The sequence below is a fragment of the Staphylococcus schweitzeri genome, from assembly GCF_002902405.1.
Lineage (GTDB): Bacteria > Bacillota > Bacilli > Staphylococcales > Staphylococcaceae > Staphylococcus > Staphylococcus schweitzeri.
Map to the genome: position 1 here is coordinate 62,291 of NZ_PPQS01000012.1, position 12,342 is coordinate 74,632.

Here is a 12,342-nt window from a genome sequence, read left to right on the forward strand (position 1 = left end):
TATATTTGTGATGAAAAAAGCTATTTTAAGCGTATCAAATAAAACAGGTATTGTAGAGTTTGCTAAAGCGTTAACTCAGTTAGATTATGAATTATATTCTACCGGAGGAACGAAACGTACATTAGATGAAGCAAATATCCCCGTTCATTCTGTTTCAGAATTAACGCATTTTCCTGAAATCATGGACGGACGTGTGAAGACATTGCATCCAGCTGTTCACGGAGGTATTTTAGCCGATAGAAATAAACAACAGCACTTGAATGAAATATCAGAACAACAAATTGATTTAATAGATATGGTTGTTGTTAATTTATATCCATTCCAACAAACTGTTGCAAATCCCGACGTAACAATGGATGAAGCTATTGAAAATATAGATATCGGTGGACCAACTATGTTGCGTGCTGCGGCTAAAAACTATAAACATGTGACTACAATTGTGCATCCTTCTGATTATAATGAAGTATTGGAACGCTTAAACAATGATTCATTAGATGAAGAGTTTAGAAAATCATTAATGATTAAAGTATATGAACATACTGCAGAATATGATTCAGCGATTGTACGTTTCTTTAAAGGGGACCAAGAAACGTTAAGATATGGTGAGAACCCTCAACAATCAGCATATTTTGTAAGAACTTCAAATGCAAAGCACACGATTGCAGGCGCTAAACAATTACATGGGAAACAATTAAGTTATAACAATATTAAAGATGCAGATGCTACGTTAGCCTTAGTAAAAAAATTTGATACTCCAGCAGCAGTTGCAGTTAAGCATATGAATCCTTGTGGTGTTGGTATCGGTGATACTATTGAACAAGCTTTTCAACATGCTTTTGAAGCGGATAGTCAATCGATTTTTGGTGGGATTGTTGCATTAAATCGAACTGTAACTCCTGAATTAGCAGAGCAATTGCACAGTATTTTTCTAGAAGTTATTATTGCTCCTAAATTTACAGATGAAGCTTTAAATGTTTTGACTCAAAAGAAAAATGTGAGATTGTTAGAGATTGATATGACATTGGACAGTAATGAAGAAGAATTTGTCTCTGTATCTGGTGGATATTTAGTTCAAGATAAAGATAACTATGTTGTTCCAAAAGAAGAAATGAAAATTGTAACAGAAGTTGAGCCAACAGATGAACAATGGGAAGCAATGTTACTTGGATGGAAAGTCGTACCTTCAGTGAAAAGTAATGCGATTATATTATGTAATAACAAACAAACTGTTGGTATTGGTGCAGGTCAAATGAATCGTGTTGGTGCAGCTAAAATTGCATTAGAAAGAGCAATTGAAATCAATGATGGTGTTGCATTAGTATCGGATGGATTTTTCCCTATGGGTGACACAGTTGAACTTGCAGCTCAACATGGCATTAAAGCAATCATTCAACCAGGTGGTTCAATTAAAGACCAGGAATCAATTGATATGGCAAATAAACATGGTATTGCAATGGTTATTACAGGCACTCGACATTTTAAACATTAATTTTAAAGGGGCGTAACATTAGATGAATGTATTAGTAATAGGTGCTGGTGGTCGTGAGCATGCACTAGCATATAAACTTAATCAATCAGACAGTGTAAAACAAATTTATGTAATTCCTGGTAACGAAGCAATGTCACCAGTTGCTGAAGTACATACTGAAATTGCTGAATCAGATCACCAAGCGATACTTGAATTTGCAAAAAGTCAAAATATTGATTGGGTAGTTATAGGTCCAGAACAACCATTGATTGATGGTTTGGCAGATATTTTACGTGAAGATGGTTTCAAAGTATTCGGACCAAACAAACAAGCAGCACAAATCGAGGGATCGAAATTATTTGCTAAAAAAATAATGGAAAAATATGATATTCCGACAGCAGATTATAAAGAAGTTGATTGTAAAAAAGATGCATTATTATATATTGAAGACTGTGAATTACCAGTTGTCATTAAAAAAGACGGTTTAGCAGCTGGTAAAGGTGTAATCATTGTGGATACAATTGAAGCAGCAAGAAGTGCAATAGAAATCATGTATGGTGAAGAAGAAGAAGGTACGGTAGTATTCGAAACTTTCTTAGAAGGTGAAGAATTTTCATTAATGACCTTTGTCAATGGAAATTTAGCAGTGCCATTTGATTGTATTGCACAAGATCATAAGCGTGCATATGATAACGATGAAGGACCAAATACAGGTGGCATGGGTGCTTATTGTCCAGTTCCACATATAAGTGATGATGTGTTGAAATTGACTAATGAGACAATTGCTCAACCGATTGCTCAAGCAATGTTAAATGAAGGTTATCATTTCTTTGGTGTCTTATATATTGGTGCTATTTTAACTAAAGATGGACCGAAAGTAATTGAGTTTAATGCTCGTTTTGGAGATCCTGAAGCACAAGTATTATTAAGTCGCATGGAAAGTGACTTAATGCAACATATTATTGATTTAGATGAAGGTAAAGAAATTCATTTTAAATGGAAAGATGAAACAATTGTTGGAGTAATGTTAGCTTCAAAAGGGTATCCAGATACGTATGAAAAAGGACATGAAGTAAGTGGTTTTGACTTAAATGAAAACTATTTTATTAGTGGATTGCGAAAGCAAGGAGATACATTTGTGACATCGGGTGGTAGAGTCATACTTGCCGTAGGAAAAGGTAACAATGTCGCAGAAGCACAACGAGATGCATATGATAAAGTATCACATATTAGAAGTGACCATTTATTCTATCGTCACGACATTGCGAATAAAGCATTGTAACGTAAATAACATCACATAAATACCGCCACACATTGTATATTGCGTAATGCTACAATGTGTGGCGGTATTTTTAATATACAATTTCGAAGAGAGCCACAACATGTTTGGATGAACAATATAACATGTTTGTGGCCTCTCTTTGAAGTATTATGGAATAAATGGTTTTCTTTTCTATACAAATGAATTTCTAACTTTATATCTATACAATTATGGATAAAATTTAACCGACACGACCTAGACGAACATCGTCAATACCTGTAATAGGAAATGTCATTGAACAATAATATGCCAATATAATAATGGCAATTAAAACTATGATAAAGACAATGTCTTTATATGAGAAAGATACTTTATAATAATAAGTTCGAGGACCATCTTTAAATCCTTTCGACTCCATTGCTACTGATAATTGATGTGCCTTTCTAATGTTTTGGCTTAACAAAGGTATGATTAAATGTTTAAACCTATTAAGTCCTCTATAGTTTGATGCATCTATCATTTGATAGCGCATTTTTAAGGATCTGCGTAATTGTATTAAAGAACTTATCATTAAAGGTAACATTCTTATGGCAGCCATAAATGCGTATGCAACTTTCGATTTAACTTTTAAATGTTGCATTAAGCTGTAAAAAATCATTACTACTTGTGATGTTAATGCAATTAATATTCCGAAGAAAGACATAGCGATTGTTCTTAATGAGACATGTAAACCACGTATTAAACTTTCTGTCGTAATATGGATAAAACCAAATTTCAATATGGTATGGCTCCCATTGCCATATAAAATCATGAAAAGTGAAGATAGTAATGCAAAACCAACACTAATGGCTATAAATATTGCTGTGATTTTAAACTGAGTACCATTAAATAGAAGTAAAAATACTAATAATAAGATGGTGGTATAAAGCATAAAATCAAAATTATGCACAAATATAATGAAGAAAAATAGTAAGATGCCTAGAAAAAGCTTCGTTATAATATTGACATCATCCACGAATGAATGTCTTATTTTCCATTGTTCATACATTAATATCACCATCACAATCTATCAATTTACCATCCGAAATTTTAAGTCTTTTTGATGGATAGCGGGCAATTATTTCATCATCATGTGTCACCATCACTATACTTTGACCTGTTTGAATTCGTTGTTGGAAAAGTTTGATCAATTCGAATGTATTATGACTATCTAGTCCAAATGTGGGCTCATCTAAAAAAATGATATCTGCTTTTGAACTTAATGCTGTAGCAACACTCAGACGTCGCTTTTGTCCGATAGATAATTCAAATGGATGCTGATCTTTGACATCTTCTAAATTCAATAATTTTAAAAGATGCATCGTTTCATTATTACTTTCATTTTTAGATAGATGATTAAAGTGAATATTAATTTCCTCATAAACTGAATTTGTAATGAACTGTAATTCAGGATTCTGGTAAACAAGATACATATTTTTGGCAGCATGTTTAATTTTAGTTAAACGTTGATTTTGAAAATGTACACTACCTTGATACTTAATCAATTGCATAATTGATTCGAGTAATGTGGTTTTCCCACTACCATTTGCTCCTGTAATCGTAATCCATTCACCTTTATCTATTTTTAAATCTGAAAAAGTAAATAATGTAGATTTGCCTCGAATGACACGTCCTTCATTAAAGTGTAATAAATTTTCTTTTGATGCTGGGAAGGCGACACGTTTTGGTGCATATTCCCAAGCTTTAGGATGCCAGACACCATACTCAGTTAATAAACTATCGTATTTATTCAGTATTGTATCAGGGTTTGCATCAGCAATAATATTACCGGCATAATCCATTAGAATTACGCGATCGACATGTTGCCATATATGATTCACTTTATGTTCAACTATGACAACTGTTTGATTTTCCCATAATTCAATTAACTTGGACCATAAGTCTTTTGTTGCTTGGACGTCTAACATTGCAGTCGGTTCATCTAAAAATAATGTTTTTGATTGCTGGAGAATGGTTTCTACAATTGCAAGCTTTTGCTTCATTCCACCGCTTAAATCTTTAACATATGTTGCAGATGTAACATTCAAGTTAACCATATTTAAAGCTTCGATAATTAACTGGTCCATATCTTGACGTGGTACTTGTCTATTTTCTAAAACAAAAGCAAGTTCTTCGTACACTTTTGGCATACAAAATTGACTATCTGGATCTTGGAAAATAACTCCACTTAATGAATCGATAATTAATTCATCATATTTCATAGGTAGTTCGATTAAATTAGGAACGATACCACTCAATACATTGAGAAGGGTGCTTTTACCACATCCAGAAGGTCCTAATAAAAGTACTTTTTCTTTATCCTGAATGGTGATGTTTAGATGATTGAAAATCTTTCGCTGACCATTCGGATATTTTAGTCGTAAATCACTAACCTTTAACACTTTGCATGCTCCTTTTATAAGTTGTCGTAGTCTTCTTTAGAAGCAGGTCTGAATAATCTTGTAACACCCGTCTTATCTAATGCTTTTACTAAAAGATAAGAGAAGACACCCGCGACAACTGCACCACTAATTAGTCTAAATACAATGAATAAAGTTAAATTCCAACCTGCAACTTCATTTAAGTAGCCATAGTAATAATCAATAGGGAAAGCTGCAATTGCAGTACAAAATCCTGCTAACATGGCTACCATAACTGAACGAGATTGATATTTAAAAATTGCAAAGACAAGTTCACAAGCTAAACCTTGTATAAATGCGTAAACGATAGTTGGTATATCAAAACGACCCATAATGATTGTTTCGCCTGCACCAGCAGCAAATTCAGCTAAGAGTGCAATACCGGGTTTAGGAATGATTAAATAACAGACAATTGCTGCCATAAACCAAACACCGTTTGTGAGTTGCTCGAGGTGAAGTCCTGTAGCTTGTACGCCATTGTATACAAACCACCATAAATTGTAAATAACTGCGAATACTACTGAAATAAGCACGGTTACTAGAATTTCAGATAGCTTTAAACCTTTTGACATTTTTACATCCTCCTAATAAAAAACGCACAACCATCCATAGGAAAGTTGTGCGTTCACAATATATATCATTAAAGCATATGTATAGTAACACTTTCCTACGCTAGTTCAAACTAGATCAGGTTCGAAGGGTTTGAGGGCAAGCCTCATCTCAGTATAAAACACCCCTAGTGTGTGCGATTTATTTAATTAACTATACTGTAAGGGGTTTGCAATATAATGTCAATACCTCTGTTGGGTTGAATTTAGTCAAATTTATTTTAAAAATAATAATATTATTTTTGTCAGTAAATTAAATTATAATGTGAGAAAAGAAATGAATGGTGAAAACATTTGCATAAAATCTCCTAACAATTAAGAGTTGTAAGGGAAAGGAAAGGTATACCTGTGTAGCGCATGCATAAAAGAGGTCGGGACAAAAGCGTTTAGGATTTGAGCAGAACCGAACGATGAGCAAAATTGTTTTCCAAATTTTGTCGAACCGTGAGAGTTTCTGCCGAAAATCCTGCTTTTGGGACGCCGTTAATCGGTTTCCCAGAGCAAAAAAACTTTATGTCTCAACCTCTTTAAACTTTAACTTAGTGTATCTTGAATATCTTGTTTTGTTTGATTAATGTCGTCTGTTTTTTCTTCTTTTTTATCTTTTAATTTTTCTTCTACTTCTTTAGCTTTTTCTGCAGCTTTTTTGTTTTTATCTTCATTAGTCATGATTAATTCCTCCCAAAGTTGGATAATGATTTACATATGGTTTTTACCCAGTTATGCTTTTTATAAACTTTTCTAAGTCTATAGCACTATTTATTCATTTATATAAAGACAACAACATTAGATTAATATATAATGATTTTGAGGTGAACATAATGTCTTTTCTTAGGAAACACGCCGAAATTATTTTTAGCTATTTAATCGGTATCGTTTCACTCTTCACTGGTCTCATTATTTTAATCAACTTGCCATTAATTAAACAATTAACAGGTGGCAAAAAAGTTGATACACATGTTCATAACGTGTGGGAATTTCTGAATGCATTTTTCAGTGAAATTATAAAAGTAATGAGTCGATTTATAGGTAATTTCCCTATAGTTAGTGCAATTGTGATTATTATATTCGGTATTTTAGTTATGTTGATTGGTCATACATTGTATAGAACAATTAAGTATGACTATGATATTTCTATCTTTTTCTTAGTTATCGGTATCATGTACTTTATTATTACACTTATATTAATGACGCAAGTATATGGTTTCTTTGCTGTGATTTTTATAATACCATTTACGATTCATATTGGTTATATCGTTTATAAAGATGAATTGAATCAAGAAAATGTTAAAAATCATTACATGTGGATTATCATAAGTTATGGTATAAGTTATTTAATTACACAAATTTCATTATATGGCAGAATTGATGCTAACGAGATAGAATCAATTGATATACTAAGTGTCAATGCTTTCTTTATTATTATGTGGTTACTTGGTCAAATGGCTATTTGGAATTTCTTATTCTTGCGTCGTGCTTTACCTTTAACGAAACAAGAATTAGGAGAAGAAGAGCCAGAATTATCAAGAACGAGTAAAGGAAATGTTACGAATCAAACTAAAATTCACTTGAAACAACTCCAAGATAAGACTACAGAATATGCACGTAAGACAAGAAGAAGTGTCGATTTAGATAAAATTAGAGCTAAAAGAGATAAATTCAAAGCGAAAGTTAATGATATTATTGATATTCAGGAAGATGATATTCCTAATTGGATGAGAAAACCAAAATGGGTAAAACCTATGTATGTTGAACTATTTTGCGGTGCTGTTATTTTCTTATTCACATTTTTAGAATTTAATAACCGTAATGCACTATTTGTGTCTGGTGATTGGAAGTTATCTCAAACACAATATGTCATCGAATGGGTTACTTTATTAATTTTGTTATTTATCATCATTGCTTATATCGCTACAACATTAACATTCCATTTGAAAGGTAAGTTTTATTATTTACAACTGTTTATGGGAAGTATATTGTTCTTCAAGTTGTTAACTGAATTTATTAATATAATGATTCATGGATTACTTCTTTCGGTTTTCATTACACCAACATTACTTTTAATGTTATTAGCAATTATTATTTCTTATTCTTTACAATTACGAGAACGACCATAAATAATGACATGAATTTAAAAGTACTATCTATTAATCATTTTGATGTGTACGCTATTAGTTAGAAATAAAACTAACTAAATTCGTTACATTTCAATGAATTTTATAGATAGTGCTTTTTTATTAATTGAAAAGGCGTAAGTTTAAAATGGTAATGATACATTTTGCTTCTTATAAAAGGTTTTCAAGTGCCTAAACTGAAATTACTTGAAATTAAGGATTATAAAATTTAAATTATATGCAATATGAGCATAATAGTTTTTTACCTGTATATCATTCAAATTATTAATTTGTTAAAATCAATATTAAGTGTAATGATTAAAGACAATGAAGTTCAGTAACATTAAATGGTTTATAAATATGAAAAACTACAACGAAACATAGAAAGGAAGTTGACAGATGAAGTTAGCAACTTTGAATAAAGGTAAAGAAACAAAATATTTCAATGGGTATCCATTGGTAGATGAAGAGGATATATATTCACATGACCACTTGAAAGAAGGGGACATTTTTCAAATTGTTACAGATAAATCTCAATATGTTGCAACTGCTTATGTCGGACGCCAACACAAAGGATTAGGTTGGGTTCTTTCACATGATAAGTCTCAAGAAATTAACATTGCATTTTTCACTAAACTATTTAATGACGCAATTGTAGAGCGTCAATATTACTTTAATATCGATGGTACGAATGCTTTTAGATTATTTAATGCTGAAGGTGATGGTGTAGGTGGATTAACCATTGATAATTATGATGGACATCTATTAATTCAATGGTATTCCAAAGGTATTTATAAATTTAAATATGTAATCCTTGAAGCAATTAGAAAAGTATTTGATTATAAATCTATTTATGAAAAAGTGAGATTTAAAGATAGTGAATATAGTGGTGGATTTGTTGAAGGTGATGCACCCGACTTTCCAATTATTATTGAAGAAAACTTTACGTTCTATAATGTAGATCTTGAAGATGGACTAATGACGGGTATCTTTTTAGATCAAAAAGAAGTACGTAAAAAATTAAGAGATCAATATGCTTCAGAACGACATGTACTAAATTTATTTAGTTATACTGGTGCTTTTTCAGTAATTGCAGCTAGTGAAGCAACATCGACTACAAGTGTAGATTTGGCAAACCGCTCTCGAAGTTTAACTGAAGAAAATTTTGGCTTAAATGCTATTGATCCTAAATCTCAATATATTTATGTGATGGACACTTTTGATTTCTTTAAATACGCAGCACGTCATGGACATAGCTATGACACAATTGTAATTGATCCACCTAGCTTTGCACGTAGTAAAAAGCGTACATTTTCAGTGCAAAAAGATTACGACCAATTAATTAAAGGCGCATTAAATATTTTATCTTCTGAAGGGACATTATTACTTTGTACAAATGCAAGCGTATATCCTTTGAAACAATTTAAAAATACCATTAAAAAGACATTAGATGAAAGTGGTGTGGAATTCGAATTAGCTGAGGTAATGGGATTACCAAAAGATTTTAAAACACATCCACACTATAAACCATCAAAATATTTAAAAGCAGTTTTTGTAAATATTAGACATTAAATATTGTAAAAGGGGTATAGTATTTTATTGAAAAAAAGAAGGGTGATAATACTATGGGATTTAAAAATAATTTAACATCAAATTTGACTAATAAAATTGGTAATTCAGTTTTTAAAATAGAAAATGTGAATGAAAAGGGCGCCATGCCAACAACAATACAAGAGTTAAGGGAAAGACGTCAACGTGCTGAAGCTATTGTAAAAAGAAAGTCTTTAATGTCTTCTACAATGAGTGTTGTGCCAATTCCGGGACTTGACTTTGGTGTGGATTTAAAACTTATGAAAGACATTATCGAAGATGTGAACAAAATTTACGGTTTAGATCATAAACAAGTTAATAGTCTTGGTGATGATGTCAAAGAACGAATTATGTCTGCGGCAGCAATTCAAGGAAGTCAATTTATTGGAAAGAGAATTTCAAGTGCATTTTTAAAAATAGTGATAAGAGATGTTGCGAAACGTACAGCAGCTAAACAAACAAAATGGTTTCCAATTGTGGGACAAGCTGTTTCAGCATCAATAAGTTACTACTTTATGAATAAAATTGGAAAAGATCACATACAAAAATGCGAAAATGTTATTAAAAATGTGATGTAGGTGCTATAATAGTTTTGCAATTTGCAAATTTTACTGAAACCGGTTTTAAACGAATTGAATTTAAAGCATGGTTTTGGTAAAGTTAAGGTATAAAACTAAGTTAGTATTGTAATAATATTGAAGATTCTAACTATACGAAGGAGAAATGTAATTATGGAACAAAATTCATATGTAATCATCGACGAGACTGGTATTCACGCTAGACCAGCAACAATGTTAGTACAAACAGCTTCAAAATTCGATTCAGATATTCAATTAGAGTATAATGGTAAAAAAGTTAACTTAAAATCAATCATGGGTGTTATGAGCCTTGGTGTTGGTAAAGATGCTGAAATTACAATTTATGCTGACGGTAGTGATGAATCTGACGCCATTCAAGCAATCAGTGACGTCTTATCAAAAGAAGGATTGACTAAATAATCATGTCTAAATTAATTAAAGGTATTGCTGCATCTGATGGTGTTGCAATTGCTAAAGCTTACTTATTAGTTGAGCCAGACTTAACATTCGACAAAAATGAAAAAGTCACTGATGTTGAAGGAGAAGTTGCAAAGTTCAATAGCGCTATCGAAGCTTCTAAAGTTGAGTTAACTAAAATTAGAAATAATGCAGAGGTTCAACTAGGTGCTGATAAAGCTGCAATCTTTGATGCACATTTATTAGTTTTAGATGACCCTGAATTAATTCAACCAATTCAAGATAAGATTAAAAATGAAAATACTAATGCTGCAACAGCATTAACAGATGTAACAACACAATTTGTTACTATTTTTGAATCAATGGATAATGAATATATGAAAGAACGTGCAGCAGATATTCGCGACGTTTCTAAACGTGTATTATCACACATATTAGGTGTTGAATTACCAAATCCAAGCATGATTGATGAAAGTGTTGTTATTGTAGGGAATGATTTAACACCTTCTGATACTGCTCAATTAAATAAAGAATTTGTACAAGGTTTTGCTACAAACATTGGTGGAAGAACAAGTCACTCTGCAATTATGAGTCGTTCTTTAGAAATTCCAGCAATTGTTGGTACAAAATCAATTACACAAGAAGTTAAACAAGGCGACATGATTATCGTTGATGGATTAAACGGAGATGTTATTATTAATCCAACTGAAGATGAGTTAATCGCTTATCAAGATAAACGTGAACGTTATTTTGCTGACAAAAAAGAGTTACAAAAACTACGTGATGCTGATACTGTTACAGTTGACGGCGTTCATGCTGAACTTGCAGCAAACATTGGTACACCTAATGATTTACCAGGTGTTATTGAAAATGGTGCACAAGGTATTGGCTTATATAGAACAGAGTTCTTATATATGGGTCGTGACCAAATGCCAACAGAAGAAGAACAATTCGAAGCTTATAAAGAAGTATTAGAAGCAATGGACGGAAAACGTGTTGTTGTTCGTACTTTAGATATCGGTGGAGATAAAGAGCTTTCTTACTTAAACTTACCAGAAGAGATGAATCCATTCTTGGGTTATAGAGCAATTCGTCTTTGTCTTGCGCAACAAGATATTTTCAGACCTCAACTACGAGCATTATTACGTGCATCAGTATATGGTAAATTAAATATCATGTTCCCAATGGTGGCAACAATCAATGAATTTAGAGAAGCTAAAGCTATATTATTAGAAGAAAAAGAAAACCTTAAAAACGAAGGTCATGATGTTTCAGATGATATAGAATTAGGAATCATGGTAGAAATACCAGCAACGGCAGCCTTAGCTGATGTTTTTGCTAAAGAAGTTGATTTCTTCAGCATTGGTACAAATGATTTAATTCAATATACACTTGCTGCAGACCGTATGTCAGAGCGTGTATCTTATTTATACCAACCATATAACCCTTCAATTTTACGTTTAGTTAAACAAGTTATTGAAGCGTCACATAAAGAAGGTAAATGGACTGGTATGTGTGGTGAAATGGCTGGCGATGAAACAGCTATTCCATTGCTATTAGGTTTAGGGTTAGACGAGTTCTCAATGAGTGCAACATCTATTCTTAAAGCTAGAAGACAAATCAATGGTTTAAGTAAAAATGAAATGACTGAACTTGCAAACCGTGCAGTGGACTGTGCAACGCAAGAAGAAGTGATTGAATTAGTTAACAATTACGTAAAATAATCAATGCTATCTAATGTAAGGTAGAGTCAAAATTAAATCCGAAGCTTTCATACTTAATTATGAAAACTTCGGATTTTTTGTTTTATTATATTCTTTAATTAGACTTGAATAGTTAATGTTGAT

At 32.0% G+C, this 12,342-nt stretch carries 11 protein-coding genes and 1 riboswitch; of the genes, 7 read left to right on the top strand and 4 right to left on the bottom strand.

Features of this window, described 5'->3' with window-relative positions; all coding sequences use genetic code 11:
* Nucleotides 1-10 precede the first annotated feature (10 nt).
* Both purH and purD read left to right on the top strand, forming a co-directional pair.
* Nucleotides 11-1,489: a bifunctional phosphoribosylaminoimidazolecarboxamide formyltransferase/IMP cyclohydrolase gene (gene purH, locus CD116_RS02705; protein ID WP_047447577.1), complete on the top strand. Its 1,479-nt coding sequence runs from the start codon at nt 11-13 to the stop codon at nt 1,487-1,489.
* A gap of 22 nt (nt 1,490-1,511) precedes the next feature.
* Nucleotides 1,512-2,750 (top strand): phosphoribosylamine--glycine ligase, encoded by a 1,239-nt coding sequence (gene purD, locus CD116_RS02710; RefSeq protein ID WP_047550847.1) that lies wholly within the window; start codon nt 1,512-1,514, stop codon nt 2,748-2,750.
* Nucleotides 2,751-2,970: 220 nt separating this feature from the next.
* Here the strand turns inward: purD and CD116_RS02715 are convergent, their stop codons facing one another.
* The 4 genes from CD116_RS02715 to graF all read right to left on the bottom strand — a co-directional run bounded on the left by CD116_RS02715 (nt 2,971) and on the right by graF (nt 6,465).
* Entirely contained in the window at nt 2,971-3,777 is an 807-nt protein-coding gene (locus tag CD116_RS02715; protein WP_047550850.1) for an energy-coupling factor transporter transmembrane component T family protein, read from the bottom strand.
* Nucleotides 3,770-5,170 (bottom strand): ABC transporter ATP-binding protein, encoded by a 1,401-nt coding sequence (locus CD116_RS02720; protein WP_047550853.1) that lies wholly within the window; start codon nt 5,168-5,170, stop codon nt 3,770-3,772. Before CD116_RS02720 ends, CD116_RS02715 begins: the two co-directional genes overlap by 8 nt.
* Nucleotides 5,171-5,184: 14 nt before the next feature.
* The gene (locus CD116_RS02725; RefSeq protein ID WP_047447570.1) at nt 5,185-5,760 is read right to left on the bottom strand and encodes an ECF transporter S component; all 576 of its coding nucleotides are present in this window, start codon (nt 5,758-5,760) and stop codon (nt 5,185-5,187) included.
* Between the two features lie 75 nt (nt 5,761-5,835).
* Nucleotides 5,836-5,936: riboswitch (TPP riboswitch) on the bottom strand.
* A gap of 394 nt (nt 5,937-6,330) precedes the next feature.
* Nucleotides 6,331-6,465 (bottom strand): glycopeptide resistance-associated protein GraF, encoded by a 135-nt coding sequence (gene graF, locus CD116_RS02730; protein WP_047424844.1) that lies wholly within the window; start codon nt 6,463-6,465, stop codon nt 6,331-6,333.
* Nucleotides 6,466-6,617: 152 nt separating this feature from the next.
* Here graF and auxA point away from each other — a divergent pair, with 152 nt between their 5' ends.
* The 5 genes from auxA (at nt 6,618) to ptsP (ending at nt 12,219) form a co-directional block, all read left to right on the top strand.
* Complete coding sequence (gene auxA / locus CD116_RS02735) at nt 6,618-7,913, top strand: lipoteichoic acid stability factor AuxA (RefSeq protein ID WP_047424846.1); 1,296 nt, start codon at nt 6,618-6,620, stop codon at nt 7,911-7,913.
* A gap of 396 nt (nt 7,914-8,309) precedes the next feature.
* A complete protein-coding gene (locus tag CD116_RS02740; protein ID WP_047550856.1) occupies nt 8,310-9,482 on the top strand; it encodes a class I SAM-dependent rRNA methyltransferase in 1,173 nt (390 codons plus the stop codon).
* A gap of 53 nt (nt 9,483-9,535) precedes the next feature.
* A complete protein-coding gene (locus CD116_RS02745) occupies nt 9,536-10,078 on the top strand; it encodes a hypothetical protein (protein ID WP_047424850.1) in 543 nt (180 codons plus the stop codon).
* A gap of 153 nt (nt 10,079-10,231) precedes the next feature.
* On the top strand, nt 10,232-10,498 hold the full coding sequence (locus CD116_RS02750) for a phosphocarrier protein HPr (RefSeq protein ID WP_000437472.1): 267 nt from the start codon (nt 10,232-10,234) through the stop codon (nt 10,496-10,498).
* A 2-nt stretch (nt 10,499-10,500) separates the two neighbouring features.
* Nucleotides 10,501-12,219: a phosphoenolpyruvate--protein phosphotransferase gene (ptsP, locus tag CD116_RS02755; protein WP_047447563.1), complete on the top strand. Its 1,719-nt coding sequence runs from the start codon at nt 10,501-10,503 to the stop codon at nt 12,217-12,219.
* Nucleotides 12,220-12,342 lie beyond the last annotated feature (123 nt).

Coding starts and splice junctions, on each gene's coding strand:
- CD116_RS02725 (WP_047447570.1), bottom strand. CDS start 5,760: ATGTCAAAAGGTTTAAAGCTATCTGAAATTCTAGTAACCGTGCTTATT.
- graF (WP_047424844.1), bottom strand. CDS start 6,465: ATGACTAATGAAGATAAAAACAAAAAAGCTGCAGAAAAAGCTAAAGAA.
- purH (WP_047447577.1), top strand. CDS start 11: ATGAAAAAAGCTATTTTAAGCGTATCAAATAAAACAGGTATTGTAGAG.
- CD116_RS02715 (WP_047550850.1), bottom strand. CDS start 3,777: ATGTATGAACAATGGAAAATAAGACATTCATTCGTGGATGATGTCAAT.
- ptsP (WP_047447563.1), top strand. CDS start 10,501: ATGTCTAAATTAATTAAAGGTATTGCTGCATCTGATGGTGTTGCAATT.
- CD116_RS02750 (WP_000437472.1), top strand. CDS start 10,232: ATGGAACAAAATTCATATGTAATCATCGACGAGACTGGTATTCACGCT.
- CD116_RS02740 (WP_047550856.1), top strand. CDS start 8,310: ATGAAGTTAGCAACTTTGAATAAAGGTAAAGAAACAAAATATTTCAAT.
- purD (WP_047550847.1), top strand. CDS start 1,512: ATGAATGTATTAGTAATAGGTGCTGGTGGTCGTGAGCATGCACTAGCA.
- auxA (WP_047424846.1), top strand. CDS start 6,618: ATGTCTTTTCTTAGGAAACACGCCGAAATTATTTTTAGCTATTTAATC.
- CD116_RS02745 (WP_047424850.1), top strand. CDS start 9,536: ATGGGATTTAAAAATAATTTAACATCAAATTTGACTAATAAAATTGGT.